General features: G+C 42.9%; 16 protein-coding genes and 1 tRNA gene. 10 read left to right on the top strand and 7 right to left on the bottom strand.

From position 1 onward, the window contains the following. Positions 1–335: 335 nt before the first annotated feature. From DQN48_RS03460 to DQN48_RS03450, 3 genes are all read right to left on the bottom strand, one after another. Positions 336–1,640 carry a UDP-N-acetylmuramoyl-L-alanyl-D-glutamate--2,6-diaminopimelate ligase gene (locus DQN48_RS03460; protein WP_013022981.1) on the bottom strand — a complete coding sequence of 435 codons (1,305 nt, stop codon included), beginning with the start codon at positions 1,638–1,640 and terminating at the stop codon, positions 336–338. Then, positions 1,637–2,155 carry a histidine kinase gene (locus DQN48_RS03455; RefSeq protein ID WP_231843996.1) on the bottom strand — a complete coding sequence of 173 codons (519 nt, stop codon included), beginning with the start codon at positions 2,153–2,155 and terminating at the stop codon, positions 1,637–1,639. Before DQN48_RS03455 ends, DQN48_RS03460 begins: the two co-directional genes overlap by 4 nt. A gap of 91 nt (positions 2,156–2,246) precedes the next feature. Beyond that, the gene (locus tag DQN48_RS03450) at positions 2,247–2,525 is read right to left on the bottom strand and encodes a NifU family protein (protein WP_013022979.1); all 279 of its coding nucleotides are present in this window, start codon (positions 2,523–2,525) and stop codon (positions 2,247–2,249) included. Positions 2,526–2,711: 186 nt separating this feature from the next. On the opposite strand from DQN48_RS03450, the gene alaS reads away from it, so the two are divergent. The 4 genes from alaS to DQN48_RS03430 are packed head-to-tail and all read left to right on the top strand — an operon-like array spanning position 2,712 to position 6,977. Beyond that, positions 2,712–5,264 carry an alanine--tRNA ligase gene (gene alaS / locus DQN48_RS03445; RefSeq protein ID WP_013022978.1) on the top strand — a complete coding sequence of 851 codons (2,553 nt, stop codon included), beginning with the start codon at positions 2,712–2,714 and terminating at the stop codon, positions 5,262–5,264. Beyond that, the gene (gene maf, locus DQN48_RS03440) at positions 5,265–5,822 is read left to right on the top strand and encodes a septum formation inhibitor Maf (protein ID WP_013022977.1); all 558 of its coding nucleotides are present in this window, start codon (positions 5,265–5,267) and stop codon (positions 5,820–5,822) included. Next, a complete protein-coding gene (ccoS, locus tag DQN48_RS03435; protein WP_041913105.1) occupies positions 5,819–6,040 on the top strand; it encodes a cbb3-type cytochrome oxidase assembly protein CcoS in 222 nt (73 codons plus the stop codon). The genes maf and ccoS overlap by 4 nt, the downstream gene beginning before the upstream one ends. Beyond that, entirely contained in the window at positions 6,024–6,977 is a 954-nt protein-coding gene (locus DQN48_RS03430; RefSeq protein WP_013022975.1) for an NAD(P)-binding domain-containing protein, read from the top strand. The genes ccoS and DQN48_RS03430 overlap by 17 nt, the downstream gene beginning before the upstream one ends. Positions 6,978–7,482: 505 nt before the next feature. On the opposite strand, the gene DQN48_RS03425 is transcribed toward DQN48_RS03430, so the two are convergent. Beyond that, positions 7,483–8,382, bottom strand: a complete 900-nt coding sequence (locus DQN48_RS03425; RefSeq protein WP_013022974.1) for a hypothetical protein — start codon at positions 8,380–8,382, stop codon at positions 7,483–7,485. A 324-nt stretch (positions 8,383–8,706) separates the two neighbouring features. Between DQN48_RS03425 and DQN48_RS07655 the strand changes: the two genes are divergently transcribed. Further along, positions 8,707–8,805: transfer RNA gene (locus DQN48_RS07655), tRNA-Sec, on the top strand. Here the strand turns inward: DQN48_RS07655 and DQN48_RS07650 are convergent. From DQN48_RS07650 to DQN48_RS03410, 3 genes are read right to left on the bottom strand one after another with little or no spacing between them, the layout of a single operon-like run. Further along, entirely contained in the window at positions 8,771–8,923 is a 153-nt protein-coding gene (locus DQN48_RS07650) for a hypothetical protein (RefSeq protein ID WP_170118055.1), read from the bottom strand. The two genes, DQN48_RS07655 and DQN48_RS07650, sit on opposite strands and share 35 nt — an antisense overlap. 26 nt (positions 8,924–8,949) lie before the next feature. Further along, entirely contained in the window at positions 8,950–9,372 is a 423-nt protein-coding gene (locus DQN48_RS03415) for a cytochrome c3 family protein (RefSeq protein ID WP_013022973.1), read from the bottom strand. After that, entirely contained in the window at positions 9,356–10,012 is a 657-nt protein-coding gene (locus tag DQN48_RS03410) for a hypothetical protein (RefSeq protein WP_145980429.1), read from the bottom strand. The genes DQN48_RS03415 and DQN48_RS03410 overlap by 17 nt, the downstream gene beginning before the upstream one ends. A 118-nt stretch (positions 10,013–10,130) precedes the next feature. Here DQN48_RS03410 and ribD point away from each other — a divergent pair, with 118 nt between their 5' ends. The 5 genes from ribD to aspS all read left to right on the top strand — a co-directional run bounded on the left by ribD (position 10,131) and on the right by aspS (position 17,138). Then, positions 10,131–11,168 carry a bifunctional diaminohydroxyphosphoribosylaminopyrimidine deaminase/5-amino-6-(5-phosphoribosylamino)uracil reductase RibD gene (gene ribD, locus DQN48_RS03405; RefSeq protein ID WP_013022971.1) on the top strand — a complete coding sequence of 346 codons (1,038 nt, stop codon included), beginning with the start codon at positions 10,131–10,133 and terminating at the stop codon, positions 11,166–11,168. After that, a complete protein-coding gene (locus tag DQN48_RS03400; protein WP_013022970.1) occupies positions 11,150–11,926 on the top strand; it encodes a tRNA1(Val) (adenine(37)-N6)-methyltransferase in 777 nt (258 codons plus the stop codon). Before ribD ends, DQN48_RS03400 begins: the two co-directional genes overlap by 19 nt. After that, a complete protein-coding gene (locus DQN48_RS03395) occupies positions 11,923–14,334 on the top strand; it encodes a heavy metal translocating P-type ATPase (RefSeq protein WP_013022969.1) in 2,412 nt (803 codons plus the stop codon). The genes DQN48_RS03400 and DQN48_RS03395 overlap by 4 nt, the downstream gene beginning before the upstream one ends. A gap of 100 nt (positions 14,335–14,434) precedes the next feature. Next, positions 14,435–15,376, top strand: coding sequence for a chemotaxis protein CheW (locus DQN48_RS03390; RefSeq protein ID WP_013022968.1), 942 nt, complete (start codon positions 14,435–14,437; stop codon positions 15,374–15,376). Between the two features lie 19 nt (positions 15,377–15,395). Next, on the top strand, positions 15,396–17,138 hold the full coding sequence (gene aspS, locus DQN48_RS03385) for an aspartate--tRNA ligase (RefSeq protein WP_013022967.1): 1,743 nt from the start codon (positions 15,396–15,398) through the stop codon (positions 17,136–17,138). Positions 17,139–17,142: the final 4 nt, after the last annotated feature.

Below are 17,142 nucleotides of genomic sequence, written 5' to 3'. Positions count from 1 at the left end.
AGAAGAATTCTAGCGGGCCTACTTTCCCAAAGGCTTCATACTCAAACCGTCCGCTTTCTTGGAAAATTCAGCTTCTTATCAATCAAGCTTTGATAAAAAGTCATTTTTTATTCAATCAACAATCCAAACGCAACAGATCCCATAAGCCCTAAATTCAACCAGACAGGATTCCACACAAACGTGTGCACTGAGCATCCTAATCGCAAAAAAAACTACGTCTAAAAAGCGCAACAAGAATTCAATGCACAGAAAAAATCACTCATACAATCCCGTGCAAACCCCACATCAAATCCCCCTTGAAAAAACCCAATCACAACACCATGTCAAACTAGGATTCAAACCAATCTACAAGATAACAACTCCCTAATCACCATCCGATCATCAAAATCCACCACCCGATCTGCTAGGATCTGATGAGTCTCATCCCCCTTTCCAAGTACAAACAAAATCTCCCCAGGCTCTTGATGATCTAATGCTTTTTTTATGGCCTCATATCTATCAGGCAGCACCACCACACCCTCCCTATCCTCAATGCCTTCCAAAATATCCCTGATGATGCTCATAGGATCTTCGCTGCGAGGATTGTCACTAGTGACATAGATCTTTTTGGCATATTTTCTCACCACTCCACCCATTAACGGACGCTTGCTCCTATCTCTATCCCCTCCTGCACCAAAAACCACGCTCAGACTCTGCCCTAAAAACCCCTGCAAAATTTTCTCGATTCCATCATGTGTATGGGCAAAATCCACGATCACCATGGGATTTTGACAGACCACTTCCATGCGACCACTCACGCCACCAAAATCTTGCAAAGACGAGAGGATTTGCTCCATCTCTAGCCCAAAAAGCTCGCGCACACAAAGCACACAAGCCATGATATTGTAGAGATTGTGTAGACCATATAGGGGCATTTTTAGCATATATTCCCTGCCCTGATATTGCAAGGTCGCGTGATTTTTATCAAAATTTTTTGCCTGTAAATCACAAGGGTTTTTCACCCCATAACTCTTGGTATTTTTTGGAGAAAAATTGGCATTCTCTTCATCTTTGTTAATGATTTTTAGCCCACCATCACTCAAAAATGCATTTTTCGTTGCGATATAAGACGCTAAAGTCTTGTGATAATCCAGATGATCGCTTGTAATATTTGTGAGAATTTTTGCTGCAAAATCTAGCCCAAAAATGCGATCTTGAGAAATGGCATGCGAGCTCACCTCCATGACCAAAACCTCACAACCTAGTTCATGAAGCAGTGCTAAATCTTCATACAATTCCAAAATGCCAGGGGTGGTAAGGCCCTTGGGTTTTATCTGCTTGCCTCCAAAAAACAGCCCCTGGGTGCCCAGCATTGCGCATTTTTTGCCATTTTTTAGCAAAACATGATAAATCAAATTTGCAGTAGTGGTTTTACCATTGGTTCCAGTGATACCAATGATTTGGGCAGGGAAGGTGAAATATTCCTTCAAGTCCCTATAATGCAAAATATCCCTACCCTCTTTGCGCATCTGCTCTGCAAAAAAAGCATTCCTGCTTGTTTCCACAAACAACACTGCTTCATCGCTTTGCGCTTCCCTGCTATCATCACTCAAAAATGCATATTTTTTGCCTCGAAATTCTATGCTGCGCTCTATCTTCATACCCCCTCCGCCAATCGTCTTAAAATCTGCTCCAAATACGCATCATAAAAGATTGCACTGCGCATGCTTTCGATATATTGCAAACAAAATTCCGAATATCCATAATCTAGCAGCGTGTTTAAAAATTCATAAAAATCTTCCTTGTTGGTAAAAACAATTTTGGTGCTAAAGAGCAAGTTCTCAAAAGTCTCTTTGAAGCCCTTGCATTCATACATTTCTTTGAAATCCTTGTATAAGATCCCATCAATCTGCTCTGCTTTAAGATCTTTTTGTGCATCAAAAAATACCGCTGAGAGCTTCTCTAACCCATTGTCAAAAGACTTGATCCCATCCAAAATATTTTGCTGGATTTTTTCTCTCAGACTACGAGGATTGCTGCTTAGCATGGTCTGATAGAGCTCATAAAACCCATGCGCCTCATTAGGGAAATCTGCTGCCAGATCCGTGAGCAAAACCCCAATCCTTGCCTCTAGATCCTCCTTGTCAAGCTCTAGCGCCTCAGTGAAGTAAGACATAGCATCCTTGTAGTTCCTGGTTTCAAAAAACGTGAAACCCTTGCGGAGTAAAATGCGCTTTTTGGGATTATTGATTGCCAAAATACTTCCTTTAATTCTGAATAAATTCCTTCCAATCCCGACCATCTGGCACATGCACAACCTTCATGTCTGGATGGATGTCGATTTTGAGCTGACGTTCAATGGCATTTTTAAGCGTGATATGAGAATGCGCACAACCCACACATGCACCCTTTAATCGCACATACACACAAGGGCCACGAATCCCCAAAATCGCAATATCCCCGCCATCAGCCAAAAGATGGGGGCGAGTTTTTTCTATACTCATTTCAACGGGTTTTTGCAATTCCTCATCTCCAAAAGGAAACATCCTTCCTCCCTTGTTTGATTTTGGCAAATTCTAGCAGAAAATGCGAATTTTCTTTTTAATATTCAGAAATTCTGCATTTACCAAAGTCTTGCTGCCAGTCTAAAATCACGCAGGTTTTTGGGGACTTTTTGGCAGTTTTTCTATATAATTAAGCGATTTTTCTAGACCAATAGCAATGGAGTTTTTATGTTAGATATTCGTAAAAAATTTTTGGATTTTTTTCAGAGCAAAGGTCATCAAGTCTATGCAAGCATGCCCCTTGTGCCAGAGGATGCAAGCCTGCTTTTTACCAATGCGGGTATGGTGCAATTCAAGGATATTTTTACGGGCAAAATCCCCACTCCAAGCATCCCGCGTGCCACAAGCTCGCAGCTGTGCATCCGTGCTGGAGGCAAGCATAATGATCTAGAAAATGTTGGCTTTACACGCCGCCATCACACACTTTTTGAGATGCTTGGAAATTTTTCCTTTGGAGATTATTTCAAAAAAGAAGCAATCGCCTATGCCTGGGAATTTGTCACAGAGGTGTTAGGCTTTGACAAAGAGGTACTTTATATCAGCATCCATGAGAGTGATGATGAGGCTTTTGAGATCTGGAGCAAATATGTAAATCCAGATAGAATCAAACGCATGGGTGATAAGGATAATTTTTGGCAAATGGGTGATACTGGGGCATGTGGACCATGCAGCGAGATTTTTGTAGATCAAGGCTCTAGTTTTGCTAGCTCTGAAGATTATTTTGGAGGGGATGGAGATAGATTTTTGGAAATCTGGAATCTTGTCTTCATGCAATATGAGCGCAAGAGCGATGGCACACTCATCCCACTGCCAAAACCCAGCATCGACACAGGCATGGGGCTTGAGCGTGTGAGTGCGCTGCTAGAGGGGAAGGAGAGCAATTTTGATTCGCATTTATTCATGCCGCTCATCAAAGAAGTCGAAAAACTCTGCGGCAAACCCTATCATTATGAGAGTGGAGCGAGTTACCGCGTGATCGCCGATCACGCCAGGGCTGTGGCATTTTTACTTGCTCAAGGCAGCAATTTTGACAAAGAGGGGCGCGGATATGTCCTACGCAGGATCTTGCGTCGTGCCGTTCGACATGGGTATTTACTAGGATTTGAGGGGGCATTTTTTTATCGTATTGTGGAAAAAGTCTGCGAGGAAATGGGAGGATTTTATACTTATTTGTTAGAGCAAAAAAACTTCATTAGCATGCAAACAAAGATGGAAGAAGAAAGATTTTTTGAGACCATTGAGCAGGGCATCCATCTTTTCAAAAAAGAGCTAGAGCGCATGCGAGAAATGGGAGAGAAAGTATTTGATGGCAATATAGCCTTTAGGCTCTATGATACCTTTGGTTTCCCACTAGATCTCACCCAAGACATGCTCAAAGAAGAAAATCTAGAGCTTGATCTTGCTGGCTTTGAATCCAGCATGCAAAAACAAAAACAACTCGCAAAAAGCTCTTGGAAGGGCAGTGGAGATCCTCTCATCAAAGGAGATTTTAAACAAGTCCTGCAGGAATTTGGTAGCAATATTTTTAATGGCTACACACATGACCGACATCACAGCAAGATTTTAGCGCTTTTTGATGAGAATTTAGAGCGTCAAGAAATCCTGCAAAAAGAGGGTTACATCCTCTTAGACACCACTCCACTCTATCCAGAGAGTGGCGGGGCTATCGGAGATAGGGGAGTCTTGCTTGAGAATGGGGAATGCATCGCTAAAATCTTGGATACAAAAAAATATTTTGGACTAAATATTAGTCAAATTTCTCCAAAAAAACCCCTCAAAGTTGGGGAAATCTATGAAGTGCTAGTAGATCATAGTCGCCAAGAAATCGCAAAACATCACTCTGCCACACATCTTTTGCATGCTATTTTGCGCGAAAAATTTGGCTCACAGGTGGCCCAAGCAGGAAGTTTGGTAGAGGCAAATCGCCTGCGTTTTGATTTTAGCTTCCCTCGCCCCATCACCAAAGAGGAATTATTAGAAATCCAAGATAGCGTCAATGCACTCATTGCCAAGAATCTGCCTGCAAGGGTGGAGCATATGGAGATAGGGCAAGCAAAGACGCGGGGAGCTATCGCATTATTTGGAGAAAAATATGGAGAGAATGTGCGAGTGGTGAGCTTTGGAGAAGAGAGTTGCGAGCTTTGTGGTGGGATCCATGTCCAAAACACAGGATTCATTGGGAATTTTTACATCACCAAAGAGAATGGCGTTTCTAGTGGAGTGCGTCGCATCGAGGCGGTGTGCGGAAATGCAGGATACCTCCATGCCAAGGAATCCCTGCTGCACAATCAGCAAATCAAAGAAATCCTAAAAAATCAAGACATGATGCTAGGCGTTGCAAAACTCAAAGAAAAAATCAAAACCCTGGAAAAGCAGCTGCAAAACCCAAAAAAAGACACCTCCTTGCAAGTCCAGCAAATCAATGGTATCTCCCTCATCGTGCAAATCACAGAAAGCACAGAGATTAAGAAACTCATTGATGAGGCAAAAAATCATTATGACAAGGTGGCGATTCTGCTCATCAATGAGAAAAATCTAGCGATTGCTGCGGGAAGCAAAAACACCAACATCAAAGCGGATGACTGGGTGAAAAAGACAGCCCAAATCCTTGGAGGAAATGGCGGAGGGAGGGATGATTTTGCCACTGCTGGCGGGAAGGAGCATAGCAAGATAAAAGCAGCGCTGCAGAGTGCAATCCTTTATGCCAAGGAAAAGCTCTAAATGCTGCTGCTTGCATCAAGCTCTCCCACCCGCAAGACCTTGCTAGAGGATTTTGGTGTGGTATTTGAGCAGTATCCCCTAGCATTTGAAGAAGAAAAAATTTCTACCATCACGCCTAAATCCTTTGCCTATCAAGCCTGCAGACTCAAGCTAGAGAGCGTACTCAAGGAAATCAAAGAACTCAAACAAAATGCCATCCTGGTGGCAGATAGCGTGATTGAGGTAGAGGGGAAACTCCAGCGCAAAGCACAGACAAAAGAGCAGGCAAAAGCCATGCTAGAGCTTCAAAGTGGCAGGGAGATTACCATCATCACAGCCCAGATCCTCAAATCCAAAAATTTGGAGGTTTGCGATGTCTCTAAGACAAGGCTTTGGCTAGGGGATTTTAAAGAAAAAGACCTACAAAAATACCTAGATTCTGGATTGTGGAATGGCAAGGCAGGAGGTGTGATGGTAGAGGGATTTCACAAAAAATATATCTTGAAGCAAAATGGCCTGCTCTCCACAGCAATGGGTCTAAGCGTAGAGAAATTTTTACCTTTTTTTGAGATAATATGAACACAACACTTTTAATCGTTATGCTTTTTGTGTCTTTGTTAATTGGTCTGCTTGGGTTTCTTGTATTTTTATGGGGACTCAAAACCGGGCAGTTTGATGATGAAAAAAAAATGCTCCAGGGAATTGTGCTTTTTGATAGCACAGAGGATCTCAATCAAGCCATAAAACAAGAGCAAAAAAATAAAAACGGAAAGGAAAAAAATGGAAAAAATTTATGATATTGCAATTATTGGCGCAGGTCCTGGTGGGATTGCTGCGAGCATCGAGGCTAAGGTACTGGGCATTGAAAATATCATTTTATTTGAAAAAACCCATGAGCATTCTGCCACAATCCGAAAATTTTACAAAGATGGCAAGAGGGTGGACAAAGATTATAAAGGTCAAGTCGTAGATCTCAAAGGCTCCATTGCATTTGGCGATGGGGATAAGGAAAGCTCTCTTGGGTTATTTGATGCGCTGCTAGAGCAATATTCCATCGCTCCCAAATATGGTACAGACATCGAAAAAGTTGTGAAAAAAGACCAGTATTTTGAGCTCACCTCTACTGGCAACGAGACATTTTTGGCCAAATTTGTCATCATTGCGATTGGAAAAATGGGCCAACCCAATAAGCCAGATTACAAAATCCCGCCAACCTTGCTCAAAAAAGTCACCTACAATGTCAATAGTATCGCTGAGGGAGAAAAGGTGCTAGTAGTCGGGGGCGGAAATTCAGCAGTGGAATATGCCACAGCCTTGGCTGATATCACAGACACCACGCTCAACTATCGACGCAAAGAATTCAATCGAATCAATGAAATCAACGCCAAGAATCTGAAAGATTCCATGAGCAAAAATCTCAAAACCAAACTTGGCCTCAACATCGAAAAACTCGAAGAAAAAGAAGGCAGGGCAGTGGCATTTTTTGATGATGGCACCAGTGAGGCATTTGACAAGATTGTCTATGCCATCGGCGGATCCACGCCCGTGGATTTCCTCAAAAAATGCGGGCTAGAGCTCGACTCAAACGATCTCCCCATCACCAAAGACTATGAAACCTCTGTGGAAAATATTTTTGCCATCGGAGACATTTTGTCCAAAAATGGTGCTTCCATCGCCATCGCCATCAATCAGGGCTATGAAACCATCCTAAAAATCCACACCAAGATGCAATAACTCAAGCCAAAAATCTAATTCCTCCGAAAAAGAGCCTGCACCCTGCTCTTTTTCCTATCTTTCTTTTATGTTTTTTTCACACATTTTTACACCCTCCTTCTAAAATCCCAAAAGAGGAATGGTCTCCCCGACCTAACTTGTAGGGAAGTTTCACTCATAGTCTTTTTCCCATCTTTTTCTCTCTTCTCTCACAAATTTATTCACACATTCACAAATTTGTTCCCATATTTTTGCATTTCTGCAGCTAGGTTTCTTATGTTGCTCACCAAAATCTGCAGCATCTTCAGAAAAACATCACTCATCAAAATTCTCATAAAAATTCCCTGTGGCTCAAGCTACTCACCCCCCCACTCTTCTCTATCAAAACACCCCTAGCTCTTGATAGACACGCTGCACTCGCCTCTAAGTGGCAACCCCATGGCTTGACAATGCTAGGAAAATTGAAAAAATCACCAAAAAACTAAAAAACAGCCAAAAAACAAAGGAGATACACAAATACAACATTCTACTGCCCTTGGGATTTTAATTCTTTGAGGGAGCGCTCTTGCAGCGCATCTCTGATGATCTTTCGCACATGTTCGTTTTTGATGCGTGCACCCGTGATGTTAAATTCTGAAGGGGCTGAGGTGACTGCATGGATTTTTCCACTAGGCAAGGAGATGAGTCCCTCCCTAAATGCATCCAAAAAATTTTCATAAACTGCCTCTATGGGCACTCCTAACTCTAGGCAAGAATTCGATATCCAAGAATCATCATTATTACGAATACCCATTGCATCAATAAAGCATTCTTTTTTAAAAAAATAAGGCAAAGATTTTGGATTAAAGATCTCTAGATTCCATAAAACACCACAACCACTCACTCCACCAAAGCGACCTGTCTTTTTATCCCTAGAAGAAATAAAGCTCACCATCGCATTCCTATGCCTTGCTTTGAGATCTACTAGCTTTTGTACAAAGTCTGGGGGATAGATGAGATCATCATCTAGGCTAATTAGAGTCTGATGGCGTGAGACATCTTGCAGGGCAGGGATGAATTTTTTGAATGTCCCTAGGTCTTCTACTTCAATAATCTTAAGCCAAGAGCCAAATTTTTTGAGCACCTTGGGGAGACTTTGGTATTCTCCCTGCGTGAGATAAAGGCGCACTTCTTGGGGTCTAATTGTCTGGAAAAAAAGAGAATCTAGCACATAATGCACATAGTGGATACGCTCCCTATGCGTGGTAAAACTAATGATGATGTCATTTTGCTCAATCTCCTCGCTCTGATAATCGGTAGTTAAAATCCTGCGATTGGCTTCATAGAGGAAGCGACTCTCTGCATGGCGCATCTGCTTTTTTTGGGCCCTGACATTCTCAAGGAACATCCTCCCATAGTATGCAAGTCTTCTGAATTTGCTAAACATATAGCCCTCCAAGCAAAACTAGAGAGCCAAGATAGCGAGATTGAGAAAAAAGCTGCCAGGGGGGGGGCAGGAGAAAACTCTCTTCAGACAATCTAAGTACAGAAAGCATAGATTTTGGAGTTTTTGCGCAGGATTTGTGGCGAGATTTTGACAATGATTCATGGAGGAAAATAGAGACTCTTTGAGGGTTTGCACAATAGACATTCAACTCTCCTTGGATTTTTGAGAAAAATTGCGCGTCATTATAGCATCCTCTGTGCAATCAGATCAGAGGAGGATTTTCTTTGGGGTGAAAATGCCAAAATTTGATTATAATTCCCTTCTTGGGGGGCAAGTGTCCCTGGTGGGCACCTTGGGCTTCAAACCCACAGAATGGCTAGGTGTTTAGTCATTGAGGAGTTCGATTCTTCTGCCCTCCGGCCAAATCCCAAAAATCCACCACACTCCAAAGAAATTCCAAAGAAACCCCGCGCGCAATTTCCTTCCAAATTCCAAGATTTGCAGCATTTCTCAAACCCACCAACCCCTTCACTCTGCGCACTGCTCAAACCCCCTCCAAGCAAAAAATCAATCCCTCTGGCCTTTTTCGATGCGTTTATTTTTTTCTTTAGGATGAAAAAAATTATGCTGGATGACACCTTGATTGAAGATGCTTTTTTGGAGGGTTTCTTTTGCCAGATCTTTGTGACAGGACATACAAGACTCCATAATCACGCGGTGGGCAGCAGCATGCTTCTTGTCATTAAGCTTGTTTACATCATGGCAGACAAAACAATCCTGCCCACAAGTGGGGCCCATGTTAATTTTTTCCATCTTTTCTTTGGTGTGACATTTTTTGCATTCTAGCATGGGGGAGTGGCGCTTGTCATTTTCATAATCAAGTCTATAGTGGCAGCTGGCACAATCTCCACTACAGGCAAATGCCAGCATCTGAGAGAAGAGAATTACACCAAGAGTTTGAAAGGGGAGATTTTTAGATAGAAAAATCATAGAATGTGAAGCTTAGCATGATACCGACATTATTGATGCCTTTGTTGCCATAAGTCTTTGCATGATTGCGATTGAGCATATGAAAAGGTGTCCCAGCCCGCAGGGTGAAGTCAATCCCAAAGCCCTTGGTGACATTCACAAAAGTCCCAATACTAAAAACTGCCCCCTGCATGTTGTATCGCCTGATGTCTTTGGGAAATTGAAGATGCTCAAGTTGATAACCAACAGCAAAATGAGGAATCACCCAGCCATTTAGCAGACGTAGACCCCCCTTAACTCCAACAGAGATAAAAAATGTCTGCCCCGCAACACCATCCAAATACCCCCCTAGCATGAACATATTGTTCTTTCCTCCAATCCAGCCCCGCTCGATGCTGAAATAGACATTATTAAATGACCCCTTATAGCGGATTGTGTTGCCAGTGTGTGTATTGGTGATTTGACCAGCACTCTGGTACTGATAGGCATAGCCCACACTAAAAACCCCATAGCTATGACCCTGCACCTCAGCAGGATAAAATCTCTTTTTTTCTCCTGTTTTTACCCCCTGACCTTGGTCATTCGCATCACTTAAGGCCTGCGCATCCTGTGCTACCACAAAAGCAAATAACCCTAAACACAATAGTATTTTTTTCATCATTTCCAAACCCCAGCTTTCAAAAATCGCGTAATTCTATCATAATATCGCTTTGATGCAGATGAGCCTGTGGAAATCCATCAAAAACACATTATAATGCACCAAACAAAAAGGGGATGAAATGCTAAGCCACCAACTCCTCATGTCTCTTTGCATCAAAAAAGCATGGGAATTCCAAACCCTCACCCTCCCAAATCCTGCAGTCGCAGCGATGGTAGTCAGTGGGGAGGGCGAGATTTTGTCCCTCTGTGCACATCAAAAAAGCGGTGCCCCCCATGCTGAAGTCCTCTCACTCAAAGAGGCCTATTACAAACTCACCAAAGACGAGAACATCAAAAACATCACAAATTCTCAGGAACTCCACCAAATCCTGCGCAATCATCACCAAAACCTCTTTAAAGACTGCAGTATTTATGTCACTCTTGAACCCTGTACCTGCTATGGCAAAACCCCACCCTGCGCAGAGATTTTGCAAAGCATAGGGATAAAATCCGTGATTATTGGTGCACTAGAATCCACAAAGAATCAAGGCGGCAAAGAGATGCTAGAAAAAAGCGGGGCTAGAGTCACTGCCAGGATACTAGAAAAAGAATGCCAAGATTTGCTACTGCCCTTTCTTTGCTACCAAAAAAAGCAGCGCTTTAGTCTTTTTAAACTCGCCACACGCCTGGATGGGGATTATAAAAGCGGGAGCATTTCCTGCTCTGAAGCCAAAATTTTTACGCACAATCAGCGCAGCGTCTGTGACAAAATCTTTGTGAGTCAAAATACCCTAAGAAATGATAATCCCCTGCTAGATGCAAGATTTTGCCAAGAACCCTTTGTCTTTGGCGCTCCAGATGTAGGCATCTTTAGCCGCAATCCCAAAACCCTTGATGCAGATGCGCGCATTTTTTCCCACAAAAGGGAGGTGGATTTTTATTCTACAAAGAAATCCCTTCCCAAGGGATTTAATATCATTGAGGGGGGGTGGAAGCTTTTTCTTGCACTTAGAGATCAAATTGATATGCTTTTAGTGCATATCTCCCCCACCCTATCAGCCAAAAACCCTCCATTTTCAGAGCAGGGGCTTTTGCAGGGAATGGAAGACTTTAGCGGGGAATTATTGCATACACAAAAATTGGGCGAGGACGCACTGCTTTGGATCAAAAACTCCTAAGAATCTATCAACTCCAGGATGGATATTGCTACAACAGCGATAGTCTCTTCCTCTATGCCTTTGCAAGGAATTTTTTGCGCAAAAAATTCAGCCTATTAGACGTTGGTGCTGGTAGCGGGATTTTGGGCCTTTTGTGCGCAAGGGATTTTGCCATCTCTGCTACATTGGTAGAAAAAGATGCTCATAATGCCTTCTTAGCCCAGCAAAATGCTGCCACCAATCAACTAGAAGCAGAGGTTTATCAGGGGGATTTTTTGGATTTTTGCTCATCAGAGCGCTATGATGTGATCCTTAGCAATCCTCCCTTTTATCGCAGTGAGATTTTGGATTCTCAAAATAAGAGAATCCAAACAGCTAGAAATGCGAGATTTCTGCCCTTTGAGGCATTGTGCAAAAAAGCAAAGCAGCTTTTATCTCCGAAGGGAAATTTTATCTTTTGCTATGATGCCAAGGAATCTCATCATATCTTTCAGACTTTGCAAAATTGCGGCTTTAATGCTGAGATTTGCCGCTTTGTCTATCCCAGGATTGACAAAAACGCAAGCCTCTTGCTTTTGCAGGCTAAAATCCATACCAAAAACAGCCTCAAAATCCTGCCCCCTCTCATCACCCACAATAGCACAAGGCAGATCGATCACACCAAGGAAGTGGGCGAAATTTATGCGCTTTGTCGCACCCACAGCATCAAGGTCTATGCTAGTGATATCACAGAAGTCGCTCATCCAAAAATCACCAAAATCCCACAGGCAAATCCATGACAAAGTGCGATCACTGCAGGCTAGAATATCCAGACTCTGCGCTGCATGACATCTCCTATCAAGGAAGGCTCTTGCATTTTTGCTGCAAGGGCTGTGAAAATGTTTATTTTTTGCTGCATGAAAAGAATCTAGAGAGTTTTTATGGCAAACTCAAATCCCAGACCCTAACCCCTCCAAAAACCCCAGATAGCGAGGCACTGGCAATTTTTGATACGCCAAGCTTTCTTTCGCGCTATGCCCACAAAGATGCAGAGGGCAGATACCACATCTCCTTGGTGCTAGAAGGGATTCACTGCCTTGCTTGCACCTGGCTTATTGAACAAAGCCTACAAAACCAAAATGGCATCCACACCCTCTCTCTCAATTACACCAACAACAAACTAAAAATCACCTACAATCCCGAGGAAATCACGCTTAAAGAGATCATAAAAATCATCCAAATCCTTGGCTATGATGCCAAGGTCTATGATCCAAAAATCTCAGAAAACACACACACAAAACAAAGGCAGAGTTATTATTTTGCCATGATGATTGCCATTTTTTGCACTATGAATATCATGTGGATTGCAGTGGCACAATATGCAGGGTATTTCTCAGATATTTCCCCCACAATGAAAAATGTGCTAAATCTCGCTTCTTTCCTGCTGGCCACACCCGTGCTTTTTTGGACGGGGAAGTTTTTTTATGTGAGTGCTTATCATCAGCTCAAAAATCGCATCATTGGCATGGATTTGCTAGTGAGTACGGGGGCGTTTTTGACCTATTTTTATTCCATTTATGCAGCACTAAGCAAACAGGGTGAGACATATTTTGAGGCTGTAAGCATGATTATCACCTTTGTGTTTGTGGGGAAGTTTTTGGAAGTGCAGGCCAAAAAAAATGCTGGGGATAATCTTGATAGCCTAAGCAACATGCTCCCCACGCAAGTTGGTGTGATAGAAGAGGGAATGCGCGTGATGCGCTCACCCCATGAGGTGGAGATTGGTAGCATCATTGAAGTCCTGCCCAATGAAATCCTAGCTATTGATGGCATCCTAACCTGCAAAGAAGCCCTATTAAATACCCAAAATATCAGCGGGGAATCCTTCCCCATCCTCAAACATACTGGCGATGAGCTGCTATCTGGAAGCATCAACACCCAAAGCACATTGCGCTATCAGACCACCAAGGCCTTTTGTGACTCCCTTCTCTTTAGACTTGTAAATATCCTAGAGAATTCCCTCTCCCAAAAACCTCAGATCCAAAATCTAGCCAATTCCCTCTCCCAAATTTTTTCCAAATGTGTTCTTCTCATCGCAGGTCTTAGCTTTTTTTATTGGCATTTTTTGGAACATGCAAGCTTTGAGTACAGCCTCATGATAGCCATTTCTGTGATCATCATCTCCTGCCCCTGTGCGCTGGCCCTTGCCACGCCCATTGCCTCCATTGTCGGCATCTCTGAGGCATTGAAGCAAAAAATCATCTTCAAAGAAACCAAATTCCTAGAAACCATCGCGCGCGCAAACATACTCTGCCTAGATAAAACCGGCACCCTCACGAAGGGAAAACCCAAAGTACTAGAGGCCAAAACATTCCAAAACCACGATCCTCAAATCCTCATCTCCCTCCTAGATCCAAGCAAACATGTAATAGCCCAAAGCATCAAATCCTATTTGCAAGAAAATTCACCTTTTTTGCAAGCAGGCAGGCTGGAAGATTTTCAAGAATTCCTAGGAAAGGGGATGAGTGCAGTGGATGCAAGGGGTAGAAAAATCCTAGGGGGGAGCCTGGCATTTTTGCAGGAAAATCAGGTAGATACCAAGGAAATTGGCCTAGGAAATCCCATTGCATTTGGATATAGCATTAATGGAAATCTTTGTGGGGTGTTTTTCTTGCAAGATGAGCCAAAGGAGCATGCAAGGGAATTTATTGCGCGGATGCAAACCCAAATCCCCCGCATCGTGCTGCTAAGCGGGGATCATCAAAAAAGCGTGGCTCTCACAGCAGAGATGCTAGGAATCAAGGAGTTTTATGCCAATCTTTTGCCTCTGCAAAAAGCAGAATTCATAAAAAAGCACCAGGATCAAATCATCATTATGGTAGGAGATGGTTTCAATGATGCAGCTGCCCTGCAGCAAAGCAATGTAGGGATTGCATTTCATAGTCAAAATCATTTCATCTCCCTCACCTCAGATATTATTTTGCTTAATCCCAGCCTAGAAAATCTAGAAAACACCTTTTACATCGCAAAAAAAACCTACAAAACCATTCGCCAAAATCTCGCCCTTAGCATTTGCTACAATCTCGCGCTCATCCCGCTGGCGGTGTGTGGTTTTATCATCCCGCTTTTTGCTGCACTAAGCATGAGCCTTAGCTCCTTGCTTGTCATTGGCAATAGCCTAAGGATCAAAAAATCTCAGAAAAAATAAAGTCTTTTGCATTTTAAATTTTTTAAATTTTTGGTAGAATCGAGGTTTTATAATTTCGCAATGAAAGCAAAATTTGCAAGGAAAAAGGACTTAAGGGAGAATGGCAGAAATTGAGACCATGCTTCATACAAAAAATGAAGCGCAGTTTTTATGTTTTTTGGTAGATGAAGATGAGCCTGGTGCGCAACTCTATGGCATCAATGTATTTAAAATTCGTGAAGTCATCTATCAAGAAGATCCTCTCACACTCACTGAGGGCTTAGAAAATAGCATTATCCTAGGATCCCTCACCATCAGAAATGAAATCATTCCCATCATTGATGTGGGCAGATGGCTGCACTACAATTCCCAAGAGATCGAAAGAGATCTGCGCCCCTTCTCCATCAATGTCCCCAAAAGCCTTGTGGTGGTGTGTAGCTTTTCACGCTGCACTGTGGGACTAAAAATCGCGCATGTCAAGCATATCATCCAGCGCAATTGGGAGCAGGTACAAGCAGGCAGTGAAAATGGCATAAAAGAAGATGACAAAATCATTGCTACCACACGCTATGATGATGATTCTATCGTGCATATTTTAGATGCAGAAAAGATGCTCTACAATGCGTTTTCTCTTTTTAACGAGAGAAATGAATTTCAAATGCAGGGGCTCAAAACCATCCGCAGCAACAAACTCATCCTCATCGCAGAAGATTCTAAAAGCGCCACAAAATCTCTAGAAATCATCCTTGAGCGCATGGGGCTAAAATGCATCTGCTTTGGCAATGGGGATTTGCTTTTACAATACCTAAAAAACTGCGAATTTCCAGAGAGCATTGGCGCAGTGATCACAGATCTTGAGATGCCAGTTACCTCTGGCTTTGAAGTCCTCAAGCAAATCAAAAACAGTGAAGTTTTCCACGCGCTGCCTGTCATTGTGAATTCCTCCATGCATAATGATGCCAATGTGGATGCAGCGAGGGATTTTGGAGCATTTGCCTTCATCACCAAATCTGAACCCAGCGAAATCTACAAATATCTGCATTTGATTTTAGAAGAATCCTAAAAATATAAAAAGGAGTGAAATGTTAAGAACACATTTATGCGCCAATCTTGATGAAACAAACATCGGAGAGGAAGTTAGACTAGCTGGCTGGTGCAATACCTATCGGGATCATGGTGGGGTGGTTTTCATTGATTTGCGTGACAAAAGCGGCTTAATTCAGCTAGTTTGTGATCCTAGCTCAAAGGCCTATTCTCTAGCCTCAAGCATTCGAGATGAATACGTCTTGCTCATCTCTGGCAAAGTGCGAGCCAGAGGAGAAGGATTGCAAAATCCCAAGCTAAAGACTGGAAACATCGAGGTGGTGGTGGATTCTCTCATCATCGAAAATCCTAGCAAAACGCCGCCAATTAGCATCGGAGATGAAGGTGTAAGCGAGGAGCTCAAGCTCAAATATCGCTATTTAGATCTGCGCTCTGCCAAGTCTTTTGAGATTTTTAAGATGCGCTCTGAGGTTTGCAAGCTTATCAGAGACACCCTCCATGCGCTTGATTTCATCGAAGTAGAAACCCCCATCCTTACCAAAGCCACTCCAGAGGGTGCGCGCGATTATGTTGTACCCAGCCGCGTGCATGATGGAGAATTTTTCGCCCTGCCCCAAAGCCCTCAGATCTTCAAGCAGCTCTTGATGGTGAGTGGATTGGATCGCTATTTTCAGATTGCCAAATGTTTTAGAGATGAGGATTTGCGTGCAGATAGGCAGCCAGAATTTAGTCAGATTGATGTGGAGATGAGTTTTTGCACACAAGAAGATGTGATGGAAGTAGCAGAGATTTTAATAAAAAATATTTTTCGAAGCAAAAATATTGAAGTACAGACTCCCTTTAGGCGCATGGATTATCAAGAAGCCATGGAAAAATACGGCTCAGATAAGCCAGATTTGCGCTTTGAAATGCCACTTTTTGAAATCTCAGATCTGATGCAAGACTCCAGCAATGCGATCTTTCAAAGCATCGCAAAAGATGTCAAAAAAAACCGCTTCAAAGCCCTTGTGGTCAAAAATGGGGATCATTTTTTTACACGCAAAACCCTGGGGGAGGCAGAGGAATTTGTGCGCAAATTTGGAGCCCAAGGACTTGCCTATCTACAAATCAAAGAAGAAGGTCCCAAGGGGCCATTGGTGAAATTCATCAGCCAGGAAAATCTAGGAAAAATACTAGAGCGCGTTGGAGCTAGCAGCGGGGATATTATATTTTTTGGTGCGGGAGAGAAGTCTCTAGTATGGGATTATATGGGCAGACTACGACTCAAAATCGCTCAGGATATGGGGCTGATACAAAGCGATCGCTATGAATTTTTATGGGTGGTGGATTTTCCTATGTTTGAGAAGACAGAAGGGAAATTCTCCGCACTCCACCATCCCTTTACCATGCCAAAAGACATCGACAATCCAGACATTGAGACCATCAAATCCATTGCCTATGACATCGTGCTCAATGGCGTGGAGCTAGGCGGGGGGAGCATTAGGATCCACAAAGAAGAGATTCAGCAAAAAGTCTTTGAGATTTTGGGGATCAGCAAGGAAGAAGCAGAGGAGAAATTTGGCTTCTTGCTAGAGGCCTTGAGCTTTGGTGCGCCTCCTCATGGGGGTTTTGCCATTGGGTTAGATAGGCTTGTGATGCTACTTACCCATTCTCCTAGCATCCGCGATGTCATCGCATTCCCCAAAACTCAAAAAGCCACCTGCCCACTCACAGATGCACCAAGTGCTATCAGCGAGCAGCAGCTTAGGGAATTGCACATTCGTTTGAGAAATACCAAATAAGGAA

Origin of the sequence: Helicobacter mustelae (assembly GCF_900476215.1) — a bacterium.
Lineage (GTDB): Bacteria > Campylobacterota > Campylobacteria > Campylobacterales > Helicobacteraceae > Helicobacter_H > Helicobacter_H mustelae.
The sequence above is the reverse complement of the archived record's forward strand: the minus strand, read 5'-3'. Positions and strand labels throughout refer to the sequence as shown.

Coding starts and splice junctions, on each gene's coding strand:
- DQN48_RS03460 (WP_013022981.1), bottom strand. CDS start 1,640: ATGAAGATAGAGCGCAGCATAGAATTTCGAGGCAAAAAATATGCATTT.
- DQN48_RS03455 (WP_231843996.1), bottom strand. CDS start 2,155: ATGTCTTACTTCACTGAGGCGCTAGAGCTTGACAAGGAGGATCTAGAG.
- DQN48_RS03450 (WP_013022979.1), bottom strand. CDS start 2,525: ATGTTTCCTTTTGGAGATGAGGAATTGCAAAAACCCGTTGAAATGAGT.
- alaS (WP_013022978.1), top strand. CDS start 2,712: ATGTTAGATATTCGTAAAAAATTTTTGGATTTTTTTCAGAGCAAAGGT.
- maf (WP_013022977.1), top strand. CDS start 5,265: ATGCTGCTGCTTGCATCAAGCTCTCCCACCCGCAAGACCTTGCTAGAG.
- ccoS (WP_041913105.1), top strand. CDS start 5,819: ATGAACACAACACTTTTAATCGTTATGCTTTTTGTGTCTTTGTTAATT.
- DQN48_RS03430 (WP_013022975.1), top strand. CDS start 6,024: ATGGAAAAAATTTATGATATTGCAATTATTGGCGCAGGTCCTGGTGGG.
- DQN48_RS03425 (WP_013022974.1), bottom strand. CDS start 8,382: ATGTTTAGCAAATTCAGAAGACTTGCATACTATGGGAGGATGTTCCTT.
- DQN48_RS03415 (WP_013022973.1), bottom strand. CDS start 9,372: ATGATTTTTCTATCTAAAAATCTCCCCTTTCAAACTCTTGGTGTAATT.
- DQN48_RS03410 (WP_145980429.1), bottom strand. CDS start 10,012: ATGATGAAAAAAATACTATTGTGTTTAGGGTTATTTGCTTTTGTGGTA.
- ribD (WP_013022971.1), top strand. CDS start 10,131: ATGCTAAGCCACCAACTCCTCATGTCTCTTTGCATCAAAAAAGCATGG.
- DQN48_RS03395 (WP_013022969.1), top strand. CDS start 11,923: ATGACAAAGTGCGATCACTGCAGGCTAGAATATCCAGACTCTGCGCTG.
- DQN48_RS03390 (WP_013022968.1), top strand. CDS start 14,435: ATGGCAGAAATTGAGACCATGCTTCATACAAAAAATGAAGCGCAGTTT.
- aspS (WP_013022967.1), top strand. CDS start 15,396: ATGTTAAGAACACATTTATGCGCCAATCTTGATGAAACAAACATCGGA.